Origin of the sequence: Bacillus sp. AR2-1, from assembly GCF_008368755.1 — a bacterium.
Classification (GTDB): Bacteria; Bacillota; Bacilli; order Bacillales; family Bacillaceae_G; genus Bacillus_A; species Bacillus_A wiedmannii.
On sequence record NZ_QORY01000008.1, the window covers coordinates 277555 to 301229 of the forward strand.

Consider the following 23675-nt stretch of genomic DNA (forward strand, 5'->3'; position numbering starts at 1 on the left):
AATGAAACAAGTACAAACAAAAAGGGATTGGAAAAAACTTGCACATGACGTAGTAGAAGAGAAAATGATTACGAAAGAGGATGCAATTGCAATATTAGAAGCTGATGATACAGAAGTGTTAGAAATTATGAATGCAGCTTACATCATTCGCCATCATCACTTTGGTAAGAAAGTAAAATTGAATATGATTATTAATACGAAATCTGGATTATGTCCTGAAGATTGCGGATATTGTTCACAGTCTATTATTTCAGAGGCGCCGATTGATAAATATGCATGGCTAACGCAGGAAAAGATTGTAGAAGGAGCACACGAAGCAATTCGCCGTAAAGCGGGTACATATTGTATTGTAGCATCTGGTCGTCGCCCGACGGATAAAGAGGTGAATCACGTAATTGGAGCAGTTAAGGAGATTCGTGAAACGACAGATTTGAAGATTTGTTGTTGTTTAGGTTTCTTAAACGAAGATCAAGCAGGACGTTTAGCAGAAGCGGGTGTACATCGTTATAACCACAACTTAAATACACATGCAAATAATTACGAAAGTATTTGCTCCACTCATACGTATGACGATCGTGTTGATACAGTTCAAAAAGCGAAACAAGCAGGCATTTCACCATGCTCTGGGGCAATTTTTGGAATGGGGGAGACAATAGAAGAACGTGCTGAAATTGCATTTGAATTACAACGTATAGATGCAGATTCAATTCCATGTAATTTCCTTGTTGCTGTAAAGGGTACGCCGCTTGAAGGACAAAAAGAATTAACGCCGATAGAATGTTTAAAAGTACTGGCGATGATGCGTTTTGTAAACCCAACGAAAGAAATTCGTATTTCAGGAGGACGTGAAATCAATTTACGCTCTGTGCAGCCAATCGGTTTATTTGCAGCAAATTCTATTTTTGTTGGAGATTACTTAACGACAGCTGGACAAGAACCGACTGCAGACTGGGGTATGATTGAAGATTTAGGGTTTGAGATTGAAGAATGTGCATTATAAGATAGATAAAAAGCAAACTAGTAAAAGAGTTTGCTTTTTTTTGTAAATAAAATGTAATAAATAGTTGTGAAAGCTTGATACTATTGGTTTTTGAGCGGAAAAAAGAATTTTGGTGGACGAATTTTCCAAGCCCCAATTGTACATAGTAAATATGTAATTTATATTGGGTTGGAGGATTTTACATGCACAAATATATATTAGCGATTATGACTTGTCTAATTTTACTAAAAGCAATAAGTGCTGATCCAGTTAAGGCTGCCGAAAATCCTGAACAAAAAGAAATGCAACAACGAATTGAACAACATTTTCGAACGAAAGCTGAACATTTTGGATTGAAAACAGAAGGGAAAGATTTAAAGGAAGTGCGAAAAGAAATTACTATTATAGAAGAAGCGAAGAAAAGAGAGAATGTATGGAGAACAGCACAAACGCTTCGTATACAAACAGAAGGAAAAACAATGGATGAATTAATAAAAGATGTACGGAAAAAAGTAAAAAAATAAAAAAGAGGCCGCAGCCTCTTTTTTATTTTTTATGCCCATTGTTTTGATAAATGAGCCATTTCAATCGCAGCAACGGCGGATTCATAGCCTTTATTACCTGCTTTCGTGCCCGCGCGTTCAATCGCTTGCTCGATCGTTTCAGTCGTTAATACACCGAAAATAACTGGGATGTCTGTTTGTAGTGATAAAGATGCAACTCCTTTTGCTACTTCATTACAAACGTAATCGTAATGTGTTGTAGCACCACGAATTACAGTACCTAACGTAATTACAGCATCATACTTTCCGCTATTAGCCATCTTTTTAGCGATTAAAGGAATTTCGAATGCGCCAGGAACCCAAGCAACATCGATATCAGTTTCTTCTACACCGTGACGCTTTAATCCATCTAAAGCTCCGCCGAGTAACTTACTTGTAATAAATTCATTAAAACGTCCAACAACAACCCCAACTTTTAATCCTGTACCAACTAAATGACCTTCGAATACCATAATAAACCTCTCCCTTAATTATAAGTTTAGTAAATGTCCTAATTTGTTTACTTTCGTTTGTAAATACGTTTTATTCTCTTCTTTTGTTGGCATTTGCAATGGTACACGCTCGATTACTTCTAAATCGTAACCTTGTAAGCCAGCAATTTTTCGTGGATTATTCGTTAATAATCGTAAATGTTGTAAACCTAAATCTTTTAAAATTTGAGCGCCAATACCGTAATCACGCAAATCAGCTGGGAACCCAAGTTTTTCGTTTGCTTCTACAGTATCGAATCCTTCTTCTTGTAACTTATAAGCGCGAAGCTTATTAAGAAGGCCAATGCCTCGTCCTTCTTGTCTCATATAGAGAAGAACGCCTTTTCCTTCACGCTCAATTTGAGCAAGTGCAGCATGGAGTTGTGGTCCGCAATCACAGCGGCACGAGCCAAATACATCTCCTGTTAAGCACTCTGAATGAACGCGTACAAGTACAGGCTCTCCTGTTGAAATATCACCTTTTACGAGTGCGATATGTTCTTTCGTATCTAATGAATTAGAATAGCCAATTGCATGGAAAGTACCGAAATCTGTAGGTAATGTAATTTCCACTTCTCGCGTCACTAGTGTTTCATGGTGGCGGCGGTAAGCAATTAAATCTTCTATTGTAATCATTTTTATATCAAATTGTTTTGCACACTGTAATAAATCAGGTACGCGTGCCATCGTACCGTCCTCATTAATAATCTCGCAAATGACTCCAGCTGGTTCTGCTCCGCAAAGTCTGGCTAAATCGACAGCAGCTTCTGTATGACCAGCTCGGCGTAGGACACCGCCTTCTTTCGCGATTAATGGAAAGATATGTCCAGGACGATTGAAATCAGCACCTTTTGATGCAGGGTTTAATAATTCTTGTATCGTAGTTGCCCGTTCGTGAGCGCTAATCCCTGTTGTTGTAGAAACATGATCAATACTCACTGTAAATGCAGTATGATGCGAATCTGTATTATGAGCTACCATTGGTTCTAATTGTAGACGTTCTGCGTATTCTTCCGTAATCGGTACACAAACGAGACCACGCCCATGTGTAATCATAAAGTTAATCGTTTCTGGCGTAATATACTCTGCTAAAGCGATAAAGTCGCCTTCATTTTCACGGTTTTCATCATCGCATACGATAACGACTTTTCCTTGTTTTAAATCTTCTAGAGCTTCTTCAATACGATGAAACATAATGCTTCCCCCTTATAGAAATCCGTTTTCTTGTAAAAAGTTTTCGCTCATTGAACCTGTTCGTTTTACAGGTTTAGAAATAAAGCGTTCGATATATTTACCGATCATGTCACACTCGATGTTTACGATGTCACCGGCATTCTTTTCTCCGATAACAGATTCACTTACTGTGTGCGGGATGAGTGAGATTGTAATGGAAGATTCATCTATATCAAATATCGTTAAACTCGTTCCATCAATAGCAACGGAACCTTTATGCAAACAATAGCGTAGCAATTCATCAGCAATAGCTATTTTGTAATAGACGGCATTATAGTGTTGTTTTTTGTTTAATATCGTTCCGATGCCATCAATATGTCCTGAAACGAAATGTCCACCGAATCGTCCGTTTGCAGCTATCGCCCGCTCTAAATTTACTTTAGAGTTTTGTTTAAGCATGCGAAGTGATGTTGATTGCATCGTTTCAGGCATTGCGTCCACTGTGAATGAAGTTGTTGTGAAACTCGTTACAGTTAAGCAAATACCGTTAACCGCGATACTATCACCTAAGTGAACATCTGATAAAATATTATTTGCATGGATCGTTAACTTCATCGCTTCTCCGCTTTGTTGCATGTTTGCAATCGTTCCTAATTCTTCTACAATTCCTGTAAACATTCCGTCACCTCACTTCGGGCATTCGCAACGATTTTTATATCATCACCAACTTGTTTCATCTCTTGAATTTCCAAGGAAAGTGCATCATGTAATGCTGCGAAACCATTTCCCCCAAATAAAGTAGGGGCATCTTTCCCGCCAATTAATTTGGGGCTTATATAAGTTACAATTTCATTGAGATGCTTTGTTTGTAAGAAGCTTGCGTGAACTGTTTGACCACCTTCAACGAATAGAGAAAGAATTTGCTTCTCTCCAAGAAAGAAAAGGAGGTCCTTGATTTCTATATGTTTTGTTTTCATTTGGAATATAGCTATATTTTCAGATTCATAAGAAGCTATTTTCTCTTTATTTACATCCTTACCGACAATAATCCATGTCGGTGCTAAACCATCTGTTATGACATGAGAAGATGGTGGCGTTCGTAAATGGGTATCTAAAATAACACGAATAGGATTTTTACCCCCGTTAGGAATTCTTGTCGTTAAATGCGGATTATCAGCTATAACTGTATTCACTCCAACGAGAATCGCATCATGTGTATGACGATATTGGTGAACATCAGCTCGTGCTTCTTCACCTGTAATCCACTTACTTTCCCCCGTGACAGTTGCTGTTTTTCCATCTAAGCTCATCGCTGTTTTTATTGTTACAAATGGACGCTTCGTTTTCATGTAGTGAAAAAAGAAACGATTTAATAAGGTGGCTTCTGTTTCAAGAACACCGGTAGCTACTTCGATGCCAGCTTCTTCTAATCTCCTTTTTCCAGTACCAGAAACGAGAGGATTGCAATCAAGAGTAGCAATTACAACCCGTTTGACTCCTTTTTTGATGAGCAATTCACAGCAAGGTGGTGTTTTTCCAAAATGGCTACACGGTTCAAGTGTTACATAAACGGTAGCTCCTTTTGCTTTTTCACCAGCCATATGAAGCGCGTGAACTTCTGCGTGTTCTTCACCAGCACGTAAATGAGCGCCAATACCGACGATGTTTCCTTCTTTTACAACAACAGCACCAACCATAGGGTTTGGACTTGTTTGTCCAGATGTCCCTTCTGCTAACTGTAGGGCAATCCTCATATATTCTTGATCTGTCATTCTCTTCACCTCTCCTGAAAAAATCAAAAAACCCCAAGGATTTTATATCCTTGGGGTTTGGGAGACGTGATTTCTAGAAATATAGTTCGAATACGAAAGTACAGGAAAGAAACCTAACGATGATTGGTATTTTTGCATAAGGAAAAAACCTAGCAAAAATATCGAATTTTTCAAACGCTAGTCGTATCTTTTTATTTCAGTATAGAAACATAAGTATACAAAATAAAACATATATAAAGATTCAAAACGAAACTTTAAAAATATGCATACTGAAATAAAAGTGTATTCGCTATATAAAATTACTAGAAAACATATCCTTCTCCCATCCAGACTATACTGTCGGCCCTAGAGTTTCACTAGATCCACCGTTTTCGAGTTGAAAACGGGTCACGGACTTAGAAGTTTGCACTTCATCACCGCCGGTTGGGAATTTCACCCGACCCCGAAGGATGTTGTTTGCTCAAATTATAGCACAAAAAAAATAAAAGGCTAGAAAAAAATATTCGAATGTGAAGAATTGTGTGAAAATATATGTAAGTTGGAATGAGGACAAAAGTACGAGGAATGTTGTAAGGAAAAGGGGGACGAGAGTTAATGAAAAGAAAAAACATGCACAAAAAAATGTGCATGTCACATGTGAAATTATTCTGCCTCTGGTGCTCTAACGACAGACTCGAATTTCCCTTTATGCGAAGCATCGCAATAAGGCATATTTTTTGATAAACCACAACGGCATAAAGAAAATGCCGGTTTTGCTGGGAATACATTCCCTTGTGAATCGACTAATTCCACGTCCCCTGTAACGCGAAAAGAGCCATTATCATTTACTTTAATTTGTACTTTCGCCAACGCTATCCCTCCTTCCCAAACGCTTAATTTCATCATATAATTAAGAGAAGTACTTGACAATATAAAATGAGCACTTTCTTTGGGAGAGAAGAGAGTGTTATAATGTTTTTTATAACTGACTAGAGTAAGGTGACGAGAGATGGATAAACAATTACATACATTACGAAACATTGCAAATGAGCGCACGTGGGCATCATTTTTGAATGATAATCATCCATATAGTTTGTTACATTGGTCCATTGCAGGTGTAGGGCAAGAGGCAAAGGATGTTTGGTTACTTCAAGATGAAGTAACATTTCAAACGACAGAATTTCCAACGTTAGATGATGCAATGCAATGGATTTCTGTAAATATGGAACAAGTTACAGACGTTTTAGCGCAATAAAAAAACAGGCTTATGCAAGCCTGTTTTTTGTTTCTTTTACATATGAGTTTAAAAATTGATCAACGGCTGCTTCATACTCTTCTTTATTTTCGTTATAAGAGCAAGCGTGTGCACCGCGTTCTGCAATATAAAGTTGTTTATTGTTTTCTTTTGCTTCATATAGTGATTTCGTCATATCAGCTAAAATATAATCATCATCTTTACTATGAATAAAGAGGACGGGATTATTAATATTTTTTATACAATCGATTGGTGAAACTTCGCGAATCGTATAACCGTCACGTACTTTTAAAAAAGCATTTGCTAAAGGTAATAAAGGCCATTTAGGTAAATGGAATTCAACCTTTAAACGGTGTTGTAATTGCCCGTAGAAATCAGAAAAAGGACAATCTGCAATATAGAAATCAGCACCATCTTCTACAAGTCCTGCGTATTGAAGAAGTGTTGCAGCTCCCATAGATTCACCATGAATACCGAGTGTTATATTTGTTCCAAAGCGACTTTTTAGCCAGTCAACTACAGATTTTAAATCATGTTTTTCATAGTATCCATAGCTTGTTGTTTTTCCGCCAGTTTTACCATGACGACGATGGTCATAAATAACGACATTATACCCTCTGTTTAAAAATAACCTTGCATATTTTACAGAGTTCATTTTATTTACAGTTACGCCGTGACAAAAAATCATAAACTTATTGGAATGACCAGCAGGAATGTAATATCCGTGAAGATCATATCCGAATTGCGAAGGAATATGAATTTCTTCTTTATGAAGAGCATCAAAATCCTCTAAACGAAAATGTTTTTTCGTTTCTCTTTCGAGTACTTCTTCCTCTGTTTTTTTCTTTAAGTACATCACTTTATTTGTAAAGAAAATCCCAAGGGCAGTTATCGCACCTAGTATAGTAAACAATGCTGCAAAAAAACGTTTCATACTTTACCTCATCCTCCAAATACCGTTACATGTGATACACTTACATTGTATCACAATGATAGAAAAGGGGAGAAATAGGAAATGGTGTATATACAAAAAATTACGCCAGCGATGAAAGAAACAATCCGAATGTTCATGTGTGAGAACTGGGGGAGTTCATTGATGGTTTCACGTGGTAAGGGGCATCAGTTAGAAGAGTTGCCAGGATTTGTTGCGCTCTTGGATGACAGAATAATCGGAATTATAACGTATGAAGTGACCGGAAATATTTGTGAAATTGTATCGTTAGATAGCTTTGAAGAAAGAAAAGGAATAGGGACGAAACTTGTAGATTGTGTATTACAATTTGCAGAAGAAGAACGGTGCGGGCGGGTTTGGCTCATAACAACAAATGATAATATGAATGCGTTACGTTTTTACCAAAAACGTAATTTTGTGATGACTAATTTATATGTGAATGCAGTGGAAGAGGCACGAAAAATAAAGAAAGAAATTCCGCGTATCGGATATGATAACATCCCAATTTTACATGAAATACAGTTGGAGTATCGTTTAATAAATTGATGTAACAATTTTCAGAAATATAAGTTATTAACCTTGACGAATATTGTAATTTAGGTTACCGTAAAATTGTAATCTATTACCATATTAAGGGGTGACGATGTGGCAACTATACGTGATGTTGCAAAATTGGCAGGTGTTTCAGTCGCAACCGTTTCACGAGTTATTAATGAAAAAGGATACGTTCATGAGGACACAGTAAAACAAGTAAAGGAAGCAATTGGGGAATTACGTTATAGGCCAAATAATGCAGCAAAGCCATTATTTAAAGAGAATTCAACGATAATTGCATTACTTGTAGATAATCTATATGACCTATCAAACATCCCTTTGCTACATTGTATTGAGGAAATAGCATATAAAGAAGGATATCAAATCATTGTTTGTAATATAGAGAATAAAGATAGATACATATATATGTTGAAGGAAAATAACGTTGCAGGTGTTATTTTAACAAGATCCGTTTTTAAAAGTATAGGAGAAATTCCACTTCCGTTTGTTGTGATTGATGAACAAAAATCCCATGCAAATTATTATGAAAGTGGACAAAGAACGGTTTCTTTATTAAAAGAAAAAGGCTGTCAATTTCTTGCTTATTTCGATGAGGGAGAAGATAGTGAAGAAATGGAAGAGCGCATATCAGGATTTTTAGACGCTGTTTGGGAGGAAGGGATCTCTTATCGAGAAGTATGTGTACAAGGGTATACGAATAAACAGTTTATTACATTCTTACAAACTTACCCGTATATAGATGGAATTGTAACTTCAAGTGAAAAGGTTACTTTTGAGTTAATTCAAGCAGCGAAAAATTTCAATATCCGTATACCGGATAAGTTGAAAATTATTGGACCGAACGGGAGCATAGACAGTGAATGGATAGGCCCGTCACTCATGAAAATTGAAAGTTGCGCCGAAGAAAATGGGAAAATAGCTTTACAACAATTAAAAGAAAAAATAAAAAAGTAAAAGGTGCGTATAAAACGCACCTTTTATAATGTAATTGCGGCAATAAAGCCGAATATAAGTAACGGTATATTATAATGCAGAAAAGTTGGTACACATGTATCCCATATATGATGGTGTTGACCATCAGCATTTAAACCGGATGTTGGCCCAAGTGTACTATCTGATGCTGGAGATCCCGCATCGCCTAGCGCTCCAGCTGTACCGATAATTGCAATTGTGGCCATTGGACTAAATCCAAGCTGCATGCAAAGAGGCACAAAAATTGTTGTTAAAATAGGGATGGTTGAAAAGGATGAACCAATTCCCATCGTAACGAGAAGTCCAATCACAAGCATAAGAAATGCAGCGAGTGGTTTGTTATTTCCAATTATATGTGCACTCGTTTGCACAAGAGATTCAACATGTCCTGTTTTTCGAAGAACAGCGCCAAATCCAGCGGCAGCGATCATAACAAAACCGATAAAGGACATCATGCGCATTCCGCTTGTTAATATCGCATCTGCTTCTTTAAGAGGTAGACTACCACTTACTGATAAGACGATAATCCCCGCTAAAGCACCGAAAATCATTGATTCCGTTGCTAATTGAACAGTTAATGTGGCTATGATAGATAACAATCCGAAAATAATGCTACGTTTTGTATAGGGAACGATTTCATTTGCGGTAGTATGAACTTGTTCTGTTTCATACGTACGAGGTTTCCGGTACGTAATGAATACCGCTACACATAATCCAATAATCATACCGATTGCTGGAATAGTCATTGCTTTTGGAATAAGTGCGACATCAAATGTAAGACCACTTTGCGCAGCATTTGTTTGCAATACGTCATGATAAATTTTTCCGAACCCTGCTGGAATCCACATATAAGGAGTAATCAATCCGAATGTAATAATACATGTAACAAGTCGGCGATCCACTTTCAGCTCATTTAATACTTTTAAAAGTGCTGGAATTAAGATAGGGATGAAAGCGATATGAACAGGAATCACATTTTGTGAGAAACAAGCCATCGTTAAAATGATGAATAAAATAAGTATTTTAGAATAAACTTGTTTTTTCGTGTCTTGTTCATTGCCAATCCATTTTAGTGCAGTTTGAATCATGGCATCTGGAAGTCCTGTTTTGGAAAGGGAAATAGCGAAACCGCCAAGCATTGCATAACTTAAAGCGATTGGAGCACTGTTTCCAAGGCCAGTTGTAAAAGTGTTAATAGTTTCTGAAATACCGAGTCCACCGATAATTCCGCCTGTTAAAGCTCCAACAATGATGGCGACAATGACCTGGACACGTAACAAACTAAGCAATAGCATAACTGCTACTGCGACGAGTACAGCATTCATAATAAATGTAATCTCCCTAAAATTTTATTGTGTTAAGGCAAGTAAATATGAAGCACTTTGCTAGATTTATACATAGTTGCGACATATTATTATAAATTGTTTTCTATGAAATGTAAAAGAGCCTTTTGTTACTAATGTTGAAAAGCTAGCTCTTGTTTAATTGATTGTAAAGAATTGGCGAATAATTCTGGTTCTTCTAAATCAGGAGAATGTGCTGAATTTGGGAACCAAATCATTTTTTTTATGGGGGCTTCTATCACATCACAATATTCCTGAACGAGAGCATAAGGAGTTTGATAATCATAGCGACCAGAACAAAAATAAACCGGAATAGATAAGCTTGAAATAGAAGAAAAGAAATCGATTGTCAACATTTCTTCCCATAAAACGCCAGATTTTAAATTTCCTGCGAGAAACTTGAACCAATCTAATAGCGTATATTCAGGGGAAAAGAAGCCTTTTCGTATGAAAGAAAAGGAAGATCCGTTTTGGATTGCTCCGCCGAATGTGCCAAGCCACTTTCTTTGAATAATAAGGCGTCTCGTATCTAAAAATGGTGGTTTGCCTAATTTCAAAAGGGACGCTAATGCTTTTTTATGATCATGTTTTTTTGCAGAACGAATTAAATGCTGATATAGCAATTCTTCGTTTTGTTTCATATGTACAATCTGCCCAATACCGATGTAAGCCTCGATATACTGTGGATATTGATGTGCTATGTTAAGCCCAATAATGCTTCCCCAAGAATGACCAGCGAGAAATAGTTTCTGTTTATTGAACTTTTTAAGTACATATTGAATCACTTCTTTTGCATCGGAAACGAATTGTTCGATTGTAAAATTTGCTCCGAAATCTTTCATTGAAAAGGATTTACCTGCCCCGCGCTGATCCCAATTAATAACGATGAAGTGTTTCTCCAATTCTTTTTGAAAATGACGAATAAATCCAATTTGTGCCATGCCAGGTCCGCCATGACAACATAATAAAATTGGCTGCTCTATGTTTTGCCCGCGCATAAGGAGAGTTTGTTTTCGATTATGAATCATAACGCTTTCCATTGTAGCAATACTATTAGGAATGAGTTGTTTATTTTCATTATAAAACTGTGGGGTATAGCTACGAAAAAGCATATGGAAATCCTCCTTTTCTGAAATCGTATGAATCGCACAGGCTATTCGTTTTGCATATACTGTTAGAAAATCATTGTAACATACCATACTAGTGTTATTTCAACACGGGAGGAGGGAAATTGTGACGATTGGAGAAATTATAGATTGCTTAAATAGACGTGAATCCATCGCTATTATAGCAAAACGTCTTGAAATAAGCCCATATACATTATCAAAGAAATTAAGATTGATTGGATACGAATATGATGGAGAACAGAAGAAACGTATTTTTGTAGGAGATGGAGAAGAACCGCGTCACTTACAACTCCAAGAAGCGACAGCCCTTCAATATGCGAAAACGGATTATCAATTATTAATTTATGAGCAATTACAAAGTATTTATGATTTATTAAGAAAGAGAGAAGAAGTAATTGTGCCCATTATGAGTATAAGTACAGAGAAAAAGAAACGTACCTTTACTATTAATAAAGAAATATTAGCAAAACTAGACGTTATATCAGAAGCGAAAGGAATTCAAAAATCTAAACTTGTAGAAGAGGCGTTACAACAATTTTTACAACAATATGATTTTAACAAAACATCACATTTTGATAACTAAAGAAAAGGATACTATGTTCATTGTAAGAACGAGTATCCTTTTTAGGTTTTACTAATATTGTGGATTAAGTATAAGTGCGTATCCTTTACAATAAAAATCTGGATCGCATATGAGGGAAATACTTAATTTATCTTTTGAATTCTTCCATCAATAACTGGCTGAATTGGTTCTTTCAATTGTTTTACATAATCGACTAGCGCTTCAAAGTCGTTTGGACCAGTTTCTGAATTCTTCCCATTTTTAAATGATACGAATCCGTCACCGCCAGAAGCTAAGAAAGCATTCGCAACTACGTTATACGTTTTAGATGGAGATAACTCTTCGCCATTTGTTAAGCGTATATTCGTAACCTTTTCACCGCTTGGTTTATTTGCATCCCACGTATATTGAATACCTGAAATTTGAAGCATTCTTGTTGTTCCTTTTTGCCATTGTTGATTTAAAATGTCGTGAATATCTTGACCTGTTAAATCTACTTTAATCAATTGGTTTCCAAAAGGCTGAATGCCATATAATTCGCCCCAAGTAATATCGCCAGCATCTAAGTCATTACGAATGCCACCAGGATTCATAAGTGCGATTTGAGCTTGCATCGTTTGACGCTGTGCGTCGGCAATTACATTCCCAAGAGTAGATTCACCAGCATCATTTTGTTTACGGTCGATAGGTGCTGTAGATTTTCCTACAACTTCATTTACAAGTGGTGCGATTGTTTCTTTATATTGATCTATTTTTTGTTTTACTTGTTTATCAGGTTCCACACCTTCATGATATGTTGTAATCACTTCAGCTTTTTTCTTTACAATATCTTTTGTTTTACGATCAATTGTTACATCTACGTCTGAGAAAGCTGTTCCATAAGAGTTCGCTTGGACGATTAGTTTATTATTTACAGTACCATTTACATACGTGTGACTATGTCCACCGAAAATAACATCAACTTCCGAGTCTGTTTCATTTGCAATTCGAGTAAGGTCTCCATTTGTCACGCCAGACTCATCAGTTGTTCCGCCGACATGGGCAAGGACGACGATGGATTTAACACCGAGACGCTTTAATTGTTGCGCTGATTTATTAATTGCTTCTACTTCGTCAGTGATCTGTACATTTTTAAGCATAGTAGGCATCACGACATTTGGCGTATCGGTTGTAACAACGCCAATGAATCCTACAGGAACACCATCTACCATTTTTACAGTAAATGGTGGTAAAAATAAGCGACCAGTTGATTTGTTATAGAAGTTAGCAGCGACATAAGGGAAGTTAGCACCTTTGAAATTACCTGTTTTCTCGTGATATCCACCGTAAATGAGGCGTTTCATTTCATCGATACCTTCATCAAATTCATGGTTTCCGATTGTACCAACATCGAATTTTAAGTCATTTAAAAATTCAATTGTTGGTTCATCTTGTAACAACGCTGAAACTGGTGGACTAGCTCCGACGATATCTCCAGCATGTACGAGAAGTGTATTAGGGTTTTGTTTTTTACGTTCTTTTAAATAAGTAGCTAAGTACTCAGCGCCACCAGCTTCTTTGTTATTAATTTTTTTAACAGTATCTAGTTGTCCATGGAAATCATTAATACCAAGCATTTGTACGTCTACGTAGCGGTTTTGTTCAGCTGGAGTCTGGGATGGGGGAGCGGCAAATACGCTTGAAAAAGTAATGGTGCTTAAAACGGCAACAGCAGGAATGATTTTTTTCCACATAATTTAATTCTCCTTTTTTATAATCTGACATCATACGACATAATTTTAATAGATTCATAGGATTATATCTATATAAAAATTTAGTTTTTTCGAAAAATTAACATATTTACAAAAAGTGAATAATAGAGTAACGAACCTTTTTTATTGTCGAGTTCATTGTGTATCTACTATAATGGAGAAAAAAGTAAAAGGTGAGTAGCATGAAGAAAAAGAAACAAAGACAAATGCAAAGACAATCGCAAGTGAATAGACCAGAGAAAGAGTCGCTTACATTAGGCGATCAATTAAATGATTCACTCATGCAGCAATTAAAGAATAAGAAGAAAGAATTGCAAGTGAGAGAAGAAGAAAAAGAGGCAGCTGAACTGGAAAGAAAGCGCCGAGAACAAAAAGAACGTGAAAAAAATAAATCATTTGAAGAACTGTTAAGTGAAAGTAGCCTTACTTGGAAAGACTTTAAATAATATAAAAAATGATCAGTGCATACCGCTGATCATTTTTTTGACGAGCTTGTAAGAAAAGGGGAGTTTTAATGAGAAAAATTGTAGTCGTTCCGCATGAAAATCATTGGAATGAAAAATTTCAAATAGAGGCCGAACGATTAAAATCGGCGATGCCAGAAAGGGTGAAAGTCCATCATATTGGAAGTACATCAGTGCCAGGACTGGCAGCTAAACCAATTATAGATATGATTATGGAAGTAGAGTGTATCGACAGAGTAGATCATTGGAATGAACGTTTTGAAGAGCTTGGTTATATCGTAAAAGGGGAAAATGGTATTTCAAGACGTCGTTATTTTATTCATGGAACTGAGGAAAAACGCTCGTATCACTTACACGTTTTTGAAAAAGGAAATCCTGAGATAGTAAGGCATTTAGCGTTTCGTGATTATATGATGGCTCATTGTGAAGAAGCAGAGGCATATGCAACCTTAAAGAAAGAATTAGCCGAAAAATATACATATGATGGCACGTTATATACGGAAGGAAAAAATGAGTTTGTGCGTAGTGTTGATGAAAAAGCGAAAGAATGGAGAGAAGGAAATATGAATAATTGAGTTTGCGTTTTAGTGTATAAAATTATTATGTAAACTGTACATATGTTTTGACTTTTTGGTTGAATCTTGTTGAAATAAAGTGGTAGCTTATAAAAAATGTAAGAATGAAAGGGAGACGACTGTGCACATTCCAACAACTACACTTCATAATGGCGTAAAAATGCCGATGATTGGTCTAGGCGTTTATAAAGCGAAAGAAGGCGATGAAGTAAAACAAGCAGTAAAAACAGCGTTAGAAGTTGGATATCGTTCGATTGATACAGCAACTGTATATGAAAATGAAAGCGGTGTCGGAGAAGCGGTTCGTGAATCAGGGATTCCGAGAGAAGACATATTTATTACAACAAAAGTTTGGAACGACGATCAAGGATACGAGGAAACACTTGAGGCGTTTGAAAAAAGCTTAAAGAAATTACAAATGGACTATGTAGATTTATATTTAATACATTGGCCAATAAGAGGGAAGTATGTCGATACGTACCGAGCGCTAGAAAAACTGTATGAAGAAGGTAAAGTGCGCGCAATTGGTGTTTCAAATTTTCATAAACATCATTTAGAACTGTTATTACCAAATTGTAAAGTGAAGCCGATGGTCAACCAAGTGGAACTTCATCCGATGTTAGCGCAATTTGAATTGCGTAATTTCTGTCAAGGTGAGCAAATTCAAATGGAAGCATGGAGCCCATTAATGAGAGGCGGGGAAGTATTCGAGAACCCGATTATTCAGGCCATTGCTACGAAATATGAAAAAACACCTGCGCAAGTTATATTAAGATGGGATATTCAGAGCGGGGTAGTGACGATTCCTAAATCTGTTACACCATCTCGCATTAAGGAGAATTTTTCTATCTTTGATTTTTCATTAACGGAAGAAGAGATGACTCAAATTAATACGTTAAATCGTAATTTACATGTAGGAACGAATCCGGATAAATATGATACGCTATAAAAAGACGCTACCAGTATGGTAGCGTCTTTTTAACGATGTAAAGCGTAAGTATCACATTTAGCAATTTGCTGAAGTTGTATATATTGAGCTGTTGTTAACTTTGTTTGTTTACTAGCCTGGCCATTTTCTCTCAATTGCCCAATAGAGCTTGCGCCAGGTATAACAGCTGCAACAGTTTCGTTATGTAAGCAATATTGAATAGCTGTTCCTGTTAAAGAGCTTTCTCCGATTATTTCTTTTACATTCGCAAGTGTCGCATATAATTCATCGTAAGAATAAGAAAGATAATTCTTTTCTTTTACTCTTTCTATCTTTCTTGCATTATTATCAGTTAAAATTCCTTTTGCAAGTGGCCCACGAGCAATAATGCTAATTTGATGTTCACTTAGAAGTGGGAACCATTCTTCAGGGCGACGATTTAAAAGGCTATATTCCATTAGCACACTAACGATATTGGAACGTTTAGCATATTCACGGATAACATTTGGACGTATAGAAGAAATACCGTAATGACGAATAATACCTTCTTTTTTTAATTCTTCAAAGGCTTCAATTGTTTCATCTATCGGATCTTCAATCGTCCCGCCGTGAAGTTGATAAAGATCAATATAATCAGTTTGAAGTCTACGTAAACTTTCTTTCACTTCAGCCTTTATGTAATTTTTAGAAGGATCCCAAGACCACCCGTTTTTTTCTTCTGTCCATCGATTTCCAACTTTTGTTGTAAGAACAATTTGGTCTCGTTTCCCTTTTAAGGCTTTTCCAACAAATTCTTCGTTTAATCCATAATCATATAAATCCGCTGTATCAAAAAAATTGATTCCTAAATCGATTGCTTCATCGATAATACGCATAGCTTCTGTTTCAGATGTACCGAGAGACATACAGCCAAGTCCCATTTCTGTCACAAACAAATCTGAGTTTCCTAATTGACGTTTTTTCATAGGTCAACCTCCTTACCTTTATTGTACGCAAGGGAAAAGAGGTTGACAAACGTTTACTTTTTATTTGCTGTAATCCACTCTTGTACAGTTGTATACTCTTTTCCATATTGTTTTAGTTTATGGCGAATTTGCCATGCTTTTCCGACTAAAGTGACGCGATTTGGTAAAATATAAACTTTCATTTCTATCACGCTCCTTTCAATGTGGTAAAATGTATGAGGAAAGAATAGGAAATAGAACAGGGAGATGAAGTAGTATGAGTAATCTTGCAGAGAGAACAGTAAAAACTGAACCGATTTTTGATGGTAGAGTTATAAAAGTTCGTGTTGATGATGTAGTATTACCAAATGGAGCAATGAGTAAACGTGAAATTGTAAATCACCCTGGTGCAGTTGCTATTATTGCTATTACTGATGAGGGGAAAATTGTGCTTGTCGAGCAGTATCGTAAAGCGCTTGAAAAGGCGATTATAGAAATTCCGGCCGGCAAGTTAGAACCTGGTGAAAAACCTGAGGTGACAGCAGTTCGTGAATTAGAAGAGGAAACAGGATATGTATGTGAAAATATGGAGCTTATTACTTCTTTCTATACATCTCCAGGATTTGCAGATGAAATTTTATATGTATATAAAGCGACAGGTTTGACGAAAAAAGAAAATAAAGCCGAGTTAGATGAAGATGAATTCGTGGAATTGATGGAAGTATCGTTAGAAGAAGCGATTATTCTTATGAAAGATCTTCGTATTCATGATGCGAAGACGATGTTTGCAGTACAATATTTACAACTACAAAAATAAACACTCGCCAAAGGCGAGTGTTTTTTAATTGATTTTTGCGTATACGCGTGCATCACGTAAGCTACCATCTGGTGCTATGAAATCATTTTCCATTGTACCTTCTAGAATAAATTCTAAACGTTCTGCTAGGTTACATGCATTTGCATTTGTTGCATCAGTACGAATTTCAATTCTTCTAGCACTTAGCTTATCAAAGGCAAATTGAATGGCACCTTTAATGGCTTCAGTCATATAGCCTTGTTTTGTATAAGCACTATGCAGCCAGAAGTGAAGTGAAAACTTTGGAATATCCCAGTTTTCAGGCTTGAGCGTTATAGCTCCGATGAATGTACCAGATACTTTATCGTATAAGTGAAAATCAAGTGTTTCACGAAGTAAAAACTGCCCGTGAGCGTTACGAACGATTTCTTCAGCACTTTCTTCTGTTTCAGCGTTAATTGGCATCCACGGTACTAAGTCTTCTAGAGAAGCTTGGATTGCTTCATACACTTCTGCACCATCACCTGGAAATGGCTTACGAACTTGTAAGCGTTCAGTTTGAAATAATGTTGGAAAATCTAATAATAATGGTTTCAAGAGAAATCCCTCCTATTCTCTACTTTTTAGTTTAGCAAAGTAGAGCGGAATTTCAATGTTAATTCGTCATACTTTTTTCTTTCTTTCATACATTTTTAATAAGAGTGTGAACGGAGGGAAGAAAAATGTGGAGAAAAACTTGGCAAGACCGTGTAATGTCTCACATACAGGAAAACTCTTCATTATATATATTTAACGCTGTTTTATTATTGATGGGAGTAATATTTGGGGCCATTCTTGTAAATAGTTTACAATTAAATCAAAAACAAGATTTATCATTTTATTTACAACGTTTTTTTGGACAAGTTTCTAAAGGAGAATTTGCTGTTGCGAGCGAAATGTTTCGAGAAAGTTACTTTTCGCAATTAAAATACATTGGATTTATTTGGATTTTGGGGATTTCAATTATTGGATTGCCACTTATTTTTATTTTATTATTTGTAAAAGGAGTAGTTGTCGGATTTACAGTAGGTTTTTTAGTAAGCCAGCATGGATGGAATGGATTATTATTAGCATTCGTTTCTGTATTGCCACAAAATCTCATTATTATTCCAGTATTTCTCGTTATGACAACAATTGCTGCAAGCTTTTCCTTACGCATGATTAGACATCAATTTATTCGGAAAATAACCGAACCGCTATTACCATTATTAATTCGTTATACATGCTTCTTTCTTGTAATCGGAGTAGTGTTAGCTCTTGCTTCTAGTGTAGAAGCTTATGCATCACCAGTTTTAATGAAAGAAGTCGTTGAGGCTATTAATAAACAATAAATACTTTTTGAGAATAATTATCAATTTGTTTTTATTGTTTTTCTTTTGACAGAAGCCCTTCTTCTGATATAATGGTGTAAGAGTGGCGAGGAGGGAGTAGTACCGAATGGAAGAAAGAATTGAACGAATTAAGAAGCAATTACATGCAGCGAGCTACAAATTAACACCGCAACGTGAAGCAACAGTTCGTGTGCTGCTAGAAAATGAAGAAGATCATTTAAGCGCAGAAGATGTTTACCTCCTTGTAAAAGAAAAGTCGCCAGAGATCGGATTAGCAACCGTCTATCGAACTTTAGAACTATTATCTGAGTTAAAAGTTGTCGATAAGATTAACTTCGGAGACGGTGTTTCACGCTATGACTTACGCCAAGAAGGTGCGCAGCGTTTCCACCATCATTTGATTTGTACACAATGTGGTGCTGTACAAGAAATACAAGAAGATTTACTTGGTGAAGTGGAAAGGAAAGTAGAACATGACTGGAGCTTTAAGGTGAAGGATCATCGTTTAACATTCCATGGGATTTGTAAAAATTGTCAAGAAAATGAAACGGATGAAAAATAACCTTTTCCTATTTAACTAGGAAGAGGTTTTTTATTTGAATAAGGTATAAATTGGTGAAAGCTTGGCATATGTTGTAATAACTTATATTTTGGAGGAATTTACAATGCGCCGAGCTTTAAAATTAACTTTTGATGGGATAAAAGTATTTTTATTATTTACAAGTTGTACGATTTTGTTTTATTTCGCTATACTATGGATAAATGAAGAATATGAAAGCTATCATCGTTATGAAAAGCCAAAAGAAGAGACTGTAGAAAAAGTATCAGGGAATGAAGAGCCGGCAAAGGATGCTTTCGTAAATAGAATGATGTTTTTCTATGAAAATGGGGAGTAGTGTAGATTGGAAGATCAATTAAAAGATTTTATTCATTATATGGTTGTCGAAAAAGGGCTAGCGAAAAATACAGTAGTATCTTATGAACGTGATTTAAAAAGTTATGTAAAGTATTTGCAAAATGTAGAACAGGCGAAAAGCTTTCATGAAGTAACACGCTTGCACATTGTTAATTTTCTGCAGCACTTAAAAGAAAACGGAAAATCTTCGAAAACATTAGCACGTCATATTGCATCGATTCGTTCGTTTCACCAATTTTTACTTCGTGAACGGGCGGTAGAGCACGACCCATCCGTACATATTGAAACGCCGCAAGGAGAACGGAAATTACCGAAAGTACTATCAATCGATGAAGTAGAGGCGTTACTTCAGACACCGAAAATGACGAGTGCTTTTGGGGTTCGTGACAAAGCGATGCTAGAGTTATTGTATGCAACAGGACTTCGTGTTTCGGAATTAATTGCCTTAAATTTAGAAGATGTACATTTAACGATGGGATTTGTTCGTTGCATAGGGAAAGGGAATAAAGAAAGAATTATTCCACTAGGAAGTTTAGCGACGGAAGCGATTCAAAAGTATATTGAAAAGGGAAGAAGAGAATTGATGGGTAAAAAAGTAGTAGATGCACTCTTTTTAAACCATCATGGGAATCGATTATCAAGACAAGGATTTTGGAAAATTTTAAAACGATTGGCGAAAGAAGCAAATATTGAAAAAGAGCTTACACCGCATACGTTGCGCCATTCTTTTGCTACGCATTTATTAGAAAATGGAGCAGACTTGCGTGCTGTGCAAGAAATGCTTGGACATGCAGATATTTCAACGACGCAAATTTATACGCATGTTTCAAAAGCTAGATTAAAAGATGTATATAAACAGTTTCATCCGAGAGCATAGTTACTATGCTCTTTTTTCATAGATTCAAAAGGCTACAGTACTTCACAAAAACTTCACAAACATTTCGTACATTGTTTTCAGCAGAAGACTAGAATATTACAATGTATTTCCTCTATACTAAATAAGGTATGAAGGAGGAAATGATGATGAAAAAACTTATTATGACTTTATTTATCGCGATGCTAGCATTGGCTGGCTGTAATACAAACAAAGAAGAACCGAAAAAAGAACAGAAACTAGAAGCTGTAAAAGTAGCAGTTCAAACAAATCCGAAAGAAATTAAACCTGGTGAAAAAACAGAAGTACAAGCACTTGTTACACAAGGAAAAGAAAAAGTAACAGATGCTGATGATGTAAAGTTTGAAATTTGGAAAGCTGGCGACGAAAAGCACGAGATGTTAGATGGTAAGCATAAAGGAAAAGGTGTTTATGCAGTAGAGAAAACGTTCGAGACGGATGGAGTATACCATATTATCGCTCACACAAATGCACGTGAAATGCATGTTATGCCAGAAGTAAAAGTGGCTGTAGGAAATGCGAAAGTAGAAGATGCGAAAAAAGAAAATAGTCATCACGGTGCAGGGCATGGCGATCATAAAAGCGATACAATGATCCATCTTATGGCTGGTGATATAAAAGCAAATGCTGAATCGACTATGAAAGTTCATTTAAAACAAAAAGAAGAAGCGTTAACTGGTGCTGAAGTACAACTTGAGATTTGGAAAGATGGTGTTGAAAAACACGAATTTATTCCAGCGAAAGAAGGAAATAAAGGAGAGTATGAAACGAAACATACTTTCAAAGAAAATGGTTCTTACAAAGTGAAAGTTCATGTTAAAAAAGGCGAACTACATGAACATAAAGAAGAAACAGTAGAAGTAAAATAAAAAGCAGCTCTTTAGAGCTGCTTTTTATTTTTATTCCGTAAACGTCCAATTGATGAGGGCTTATAATCAGTGGAGAAGAACTAAACTCCCACTAATCAAAGTTTCACTTTATATGAAGAAATAAATCATAAAATAATTAGCACTTATTTGCATAATGGATTACAATAGAAGTGTGAAGAAAATGAGAAATTCTACGAAAATGTATTAAAAAGAAAGCGTAAACATGTTATGATATCTGTATCAGATGTCTGACATCTGACTTAGAAAAAACTAGAAATGTTTTTGAGTCGTTTCGAAGTAAACGAAATAGGTTAGAGAATCAATTAAAGAAGTACTGTTTGACAATGAGAACGAAAGAGAATTCTTATGGAGAACAGTTTCACTTTATAGCGTTTTGAACATACTACAAGAAGTAGAACTGAACTTATAGGAGGTCGCAGTTATGAATAAATATAAACGTATATTCCTAGTCGTAATGGATTCTGTTGGAATCGGTGAAGCACCAGATGCTGAGCAATTTGGTGATTTAGGATCTGACACAATTGGTCACATTGCTGAACATATGAATGGGTTACAAATGCCTAACATGGTGAAATTAGGTCTTGGTAACATTCGTGAAATGAAAGGTATCTCTAAAGTAGAAAAACCACTTGGATATTATACAAAAATGGAAGAGAAATCTACTGGTAAAGATACAATGACAGGCCACTGGGAAATTATGGGCCTTTACATTGATACACCATTCCAAGTTTTCCCTGAAGGCTTCCCGAAAGAATTACTTGATGAATTAGAAGAAAAAACAGGTCGTAAAATCATCGGTAATAAACCAGCTTCTGGAACTGAGATTCTTGATGAGCTTGGTCAAGAGCAAATGGAAACAGGATCTTTAATCGTTTACACTTCTGCTGATAGCGTATTACAAATCGCAGCACACGAAGAGGTAGTGCCGCTTGATGAGTTATATAAAATTTGTAAAATTGCACGTGAATTAACGTTAGATGAGAAGTACATGGTAGGTCGCGTTATCGCTCGACCATTCGTTGGTGAGCCTGGAAACTTTACACGTACACCAAACCGTCATGATTATGCATTAAAACCATTCGGCCGTACGGTAATGAATGAATTAAAAGATAGTGACTACGATGTTATTGCTATCGGTAAAATCTCTGACATATATGATGGTGAAGGTGTAACTGAGTCACTTCGTACGAAGTCTAATATGGATGGAATGGATAAGCTTGTAGATACATTAAATATGGATTTTACAGGTCTTAGCTTCTTGAACTTAGTTGACTTTGATGCATTATTTGGACACCGCCGTGATCCACAGGGATACGGAGAAGCTCTGCAAGAGTATGATGCTCGTCTTCCAGAAGTATTCGAAAAACTAAAAGAAGATGATTTATTATTAATTACAGCAGACCACGGTAATGATCCAGTTCACCACGGTACTGATCATACACGTGAATATGTACCGTTATTAGCATATAGCCCAAGCATGAAAGATGGCGGACAAGAATTATCAATTCGTCAAACATTTGCTGATATTGGTGCAACGGTAGCAGAAAACTTCGGCGTGAAAATGCCAGAACACGGAACAAGCTTCTTAAACGAGCTAAAGAAATAGGGGGATAAACAAATGAATCGTGAACTTATTACAAAATCAGCTTCATACTTAAAAGAGAAATTTCAAGAAACGCCACAAGTAGGACTAATCCTTGGATCTGGACTAGGTGTATTAGCAGATGAAATCGAGAACGCAGTAACAGTACCTTACAGTGAAATCCCTGAATTCCCAGTATCAACTGTAGAAGGTCATGCAGGTCAACTAGTATTCGGTACACTTCAAGGTGTAACAGTAGTAGCAATGCAAGGACGTTTCCACTTCTATGAAGGATACGACATGCAAAAAGTAACATTCCCAGTTCGTGTTATGAAAGAACTAGGTGTAGAAACAGTTGTTGTAACAAATGCAGCTGGTGGTGTAAATACATCATTTGAGCCAGGCGATCTTATGTTAATTTCAGACCACATTAACTTCATGGGTACAAATCCATTAATCGGACCGAATGATTCTGAAATGGGCGTACGTTTCCCTGATATGTCTACATCATATACGACAGAACTTCGTGAAATGGCGAAACAAGTTGCAGCGGACTTAAATATTAAAGTACAAGAAGGTGTATACGTTGGAATGACAGGTCCTGTATATGAAACACCTGCTGAAATTCGTATGCTTCGTACACTTGGCGGAGATGCAGTTGGTATGTCAACAGTACCTGAAGTAATTGTAGCGCGTCATGCTGGTATGAAAGTACTTGGTATTTCTTGTATTTCAAATATGGCAGCTGGTATTTTAGATCAGCCACTTCATCACGATGAAGTAATCGAAACGACAGAACGTGTTAAAGCTAACTTCTTAGCATTAGTAAAAGCAATCGTAAAACAAATGAAGGGGTGACCTC

At 36.3% G+C, this 23675-nt stretch carries 29 protein-coding genes and 1 riboswitch; of the genes, 17 read left to right on the top strand and 12 right to left on the bottom strand.

Annotation, left to right across the window (positions count from 1 at the left end; translation table 11 throughout):
- Window position 1: 1 nt before the first annotated feature.
- Together bioB and DT250_RS11155 are read left to right on the top strand one after the other, a co-directional pair.
- A complete protein-coding gene (gene bioB / locus DT250_RS11150) occupies window positions 2-1000 on the top strand; it encodes a biotin synthase (RefSeq protein WP_000815838.1) in 999 nt (332 codons plus the stop codon).
- 182 nt (window positions 1001-1182) lie between these two features.
- On the top strand, window positions 1183-1503 hold the full coding sequence (locus DT250_RS11155) for a hypothetical protein (RefSeq protein ID WP_000549778.1): 321 nt from the start codon (window positions 1183-1185) through the stop codon (window positions 1501-1503).
- A gap of 29 nt (window positions 1504-1532) precedes the next feature.
- On the opposite strand, the gene ribH is transcribed toward DT250_RS11155, so the two are convergent.
- The 5 genes from ribH to DT250_RS11180 all read right to left on the bottom strand — a co-directional run bounded on the left by ribH (window position 1533) and on the right by DT250_RS11180 (window position 5806).
- Window positions 1533-1994, bottom strand: a complete 462-nt coding sequence (gene ribH / locus DT250_RS11160; protein ID WP_000230900.1) for a 6,7-dimethyl-8-ribityllumazine synthase — start codon at window positions 1992-1994, stop codon at window positions 1533-1535.
- A gap of 18 nt (window positions 1995-2012) precedes the next feature.
- Entirely contained in the window at window positions 2013-3206 is a 1194-nt protein-coding gene (gene ribBA / locus DT250_RS11165; RefSeq protein ID WP_060488339.1) for a bifunctional 3,4-dihydroxy-2-butanone 4-phosphate synthase/GTP cyclohydrolase II, read from the bottom strand.
- 12 nt (window positions 3207-3218) lie between these two features.
- Window positions 3219-3863 (bottom strand): riboflavin synthase, encoded by a 645-nt coding sequence (ribE, locus tag DT250_RS11170; RefSeq protein ID WP_149213056.1) that lies wholly within the window; start codon window positions 3861-3863, stop codon window positions 3219-3221.
- Window positions 3845-4957, bottom strand: a complete 1113-nt coding sequence (gene ribD / locus DT250_RS11175) for a bifunctional diaminohydroxyphosphoribosylaminopyrimidine deaminase/5-amino-6-(5-phosphoribosylamino)uracil reductase RibD (protein ID WP_000131998.1) — start codon at window positions 4955-4957, stop codon at window positions 3845-3847. The genes ribE and ribD overlap by 19 nt, the downstream gene beginning before the upstream one ends.
- A 310-nt stretch (window positions 4958-5267) precedes the next feature.
- Window positions 5268-5411: riboswitch (FMN riboswitch) on the bottom strand.
- A gap of 188 nt (window positions 5412-5599) precedes the next feature.
- Complete coding sequence (locus DT250_RS11180; RefSeq protein WP_001151582.1) at window positions 5600-5806, bottom strand: CDGSH iron-sulfur domain-containing protein; 207 nt, start codon at window positions 5804-5806, stop codon at window positions 5600-5602.
- Window positions 5807-5945: 139 nt separating this feature from the next.
- Here DT250_RS11180 and DT250_RS11185 point away from each other — a divergent pair, with 139 nt between their 5' ends.
- Complete coding sequence (locus tag DT250_RS11185; protein WP_000360794.1) at window positions 5946-6191, top strand: DUF2552 family protein; 246 nt, start codon at window positions 5946-5948, stop codon at window positions 6189-6191.
- Window positions 6192-6201: 10 nt separating this feature from the next.
- On the opposite strand, the gene DT250_RS11190 is transcribed toward DT250_RS11185, so the two are convergent.
- Window positions 6202-7125, bottom strand: coding sequence for an alpha/beta hydrolase (locus tag DT250_RS11190; RefSeq protein WP_000819238.1), 924 nt, complete (start codon window positions 7123-7125; stop codon window positions 6202-6204).
- 81 nt (window positions 7126-7206) lie between these two features.
- Between DT250_RS11190 and DT250_RS11195 the strand changes: the two genes are divergently transcribed.
- Together DT250_RS11195 and DT250_RS11200 are read left to right on the top strand one after the other, a co-directional pair.
- Entirely contained in the window at window positions 7207-7689 is a 483-nt protein-coding gene (locus tag DT250_RS11195) for a GNAT family N-acetyltransferase (RefSeq protein WP_060488342.1), read from the top strand.
- Window positions 7690-7788: 99 nt separating this feature from the next.
- Window positions 7789-8652, top strand: coding sequence for a LacI family DNA-binding transcriptional regulator (locus DT250_RS11200; protein WP_149213057.1), 864 nt, complete (start codon window positions 7789-7791; stop codon window positions 8650-8652).
- 23 nt (window positions 8653-8675) lie between these two features.
- On the opposite strand, the gene DT250_RS11205 is transcribed toward DT250_RS11200, so the two are convergent.
- Complete coding sequence (locus DT250_RS11205; RefSeq protein ID WP_098091977.1) at window positions 8676-9995, bottom strand: Na+/H+ antiporter family protein; 1320 nt, start codon at window positions 9993-9995, stop codon at window positions 8676-8678.
- A 131-nt stretch (window positions 9996-10126) separates the two neighbouring features.
- Window positions 10127-11125 (bottom strand): alpha/beta fold hydrolase, encoded by a 999-nt coding sequence (locus tag DT250_RS11210; RefSeq protein ID WP_048546285.1) that lies wholly within the window; start codon window positions 11123-11125, stop codon window positions 10127-10129.
- Between the two features lie 121 nt (window positions 11126-11246).
- Here DT250_RS11210 and DT250_RS11215 point away from each other — a divergent pair, with 121 nt between their 5' ends.
- Window positions 11247-11723 carry a ribbon-helix-helix domain-containing protein gene (locus tag DT250_RS11215; RefSeq protein ID WP_088123357.1) on the top strand — a complete coding sequence of 159 codons (477 nt, stop codon included), beginning with the start codon at window positions 11247-11249 and terminating at the stop codon, window positions 11721-11723.
- A 122-nt stretch (window positions 11724-11845) separates the two neighbouring features.
- On the opposite strand, the gene DT250_RS11220 is transcribed toward DT250_RS11215, so the two are convergent.
- Window positions 11846-13435 (bottom strand): bifunctional metallophosphatase/5'-nucleotidase, encoded by a 1590-nt coding sequence (locus tag DT250_RS11220; protein WP_149213058.1) that lies wholly within the window; start codon window positions 13433-13435, stop codon window positions 11846-11848.
- Between the two features lie 200 nt (window positions 13436-13635).
- Here DT250_RS11220 and DT250_RS11225 point away from each other — a divergent pair, with 200 nt between their 5' ends.
- From DT250_RS11225 to DT250_RS11235, 3 genes are all read left to right on the top strand, one after another.
- Window positions 13636-13899, top strand: a complete 264-nt coding sequence (locus DT250_RS11225) for a YqkE family protein (protein ID WP_000727564.1) — start codon at window positions 13636-13638, stop codon at window positions 13897-13899.
- Window positions 13900-13967: 68 nt separating this feature from the next.
- Window positions 13968-14492 (top strand): GrpB family protein, encoded by a 525-nt coding sequence (locus DT250_RS11230; protein ID WP_088064353.1) that lies wholly within the window; start codon window positions 13968-13970, stop codon window positions 14490-14492.
- Window positions 14493-14613: 121 nt separating this feature from the next.
- Window positions 14614-15441, top strand: a complete 828-nt coding sequence (locus tag DT250_RS11235) for an aldo/keto reductase (RefSeq protein ID WP_048546278.1) — start codon at window positions 14614-14616, stop codon at window positions 15439-15441.
- A gap of 29 nt (window positions 15442-15470) precedes the next feature.
- Here the strand turns inward: DT250_RS11235 and lolS are convergent, their stop codons facing one another.
- Window positions 15471-16385 (bottom strand): aldo/keto reductase, encoded by a 915-nt coding sequence (lolS, locus tag DT250_RS11240; RefSeq protein ID WP_149213059.1) that lies wholly within the window; start codon window positions 16383-16385, stop codon window positions 15471-15473.
- A 53-nt stretch (window positions 16386-16438) separates the two neighbouring features.
- Window positions 16439-16567 carry a Z-ring formation inhibitor MciZ gene (gene mciZ, locus DT250_RS11245; protein WP_000870295.1) on the bottom strand — a complete coding sequence of 43 codons (129 nt, stop codon included), beginning with the start codon at window positions 16565-16567 and terminating at the stop codon, window positions 16439-16441.
- A gap of 74 nt (window positions 16568-16641) precedes the next feature.
- Here mciZ and DT250_RS11250 point away from each other — a divergent pair, with 74 nt between their 5' ends.
- Window positions 16642-17181, top strand: a complete 540-nt coding sequence (locus tag DT250_RS11250; protein WP_000067040.1) for an NUDIX domain-containing protein — start codon at window positions 16642-16644, stop codon at window positions 17179-17181.
- Between the two features lie 24 nt (window positions 17182-17205).
- On the opposite strand, the gene DT250_RS11255 is transcribed toward DT250_RS11250, so the two are convergent.
- The gene (locus tag DT250_RS11255; protein WP_000803489.1) at window positions 17206-17757 is read right to left on the bottom strand and encodes a GNAT family N-acetyltransferase; all 552 of its coding nucleotides are present in this window, start codon (window positions 17755-17757) and stop codon (window positions 17206-17208) included.
- Window positions 17758-17912: 155 nt separating this feature from the next.
- Here DT250_RS11255 and spoIIM point away from each other — a divergent pair, with 155 nt between their 5' ends.
- The 7 genes from spoIIM (at window position 17913) to DT250_RS11290 (ending at window position 23671) form a co-directional block, all read left to right on the top strand.
- Window positions 17913-18530: a stage II sporulation protein M gene (spoIIM, locus tag DT250_RS11260; RefSeq protein WP_223261357.1), complete on the top strand. Its 618-nt coding sequence runs from the start codon at window positions 17913-17915 to the stop codon at window positions 18528-18530.
- Window positions 18531-18636: 106 nt separating this feature from the next.
- Window positions 18637-19092 carry a ferric iron uptake transcriptional regulator gene (fur, locus tag DT250_RS11265; protein WP_000392655.1) on the top strand — a complete coding sequence of 152 codons (456 nt, stop codon included), beginning with the start codon at window positions 18637-18639 and terminating at the stop codon, window positions 19090-19092.
- A gap of 103 nt (window positions 19093-19195) precedes the next feature.
- A complete protein-coding gene (locus DT250_RS11270; protein ID WP_001250432.1) occupies window positions 19196-19426 on the top strand; it encodes a YqzK family protein in 231 nt (76 codons plus the stop codon).
- A gap of 6 nt (window positions 19427-19432) precedes the next feature.
- Window positions 19433-20323 (top strand): site-specific tyrosine recombinase XerD, encoded by an 891-nt coding sequence (gene xerD / locus DT250_RS11275; RefSeq protein ID WP_000390083.1) that lies wholly within the window; start codon window positions 19433-19435, stop codon window positions 20321-20323.
- Window positions 20324-20466: 143 nt separating this feature from the next.
- Window positions 20467-21210: a FixH family protein gene (locus DT250_RS11280; RefSeq protein ID WP_137013664.1), complete on the top strand. Its 744-nt coding sequence runs from the start codon at window positions 20467-20469 to the stop codon at window positions 21208-21210.
- A 442-nt stretch (window positions 21211-21652) separates the two neighbouring features.
- Entirely contained in the window at window positions 21653-22837 is a 1185-nt protein-coding gene (gene deoB, locus DT250_RS11285) for a phosphopentomutase (protein ID WP_048546267.1), read from the top strand.
- A gap of 12 nt (window positions 22838-22849) precedes the next feature.
- Complete coding sequence (locus DT250_RS11290) at window positions 22850-23671, top strand: purine-nucleoside phosphorylase (RefSeq protein WP_001078444.1); 822 nt, start codon at window positions 22850-22852, stop codon at window positions 23669-23671.
- Window positions 23672-23675: the final 4 nt, after the last annotated feature.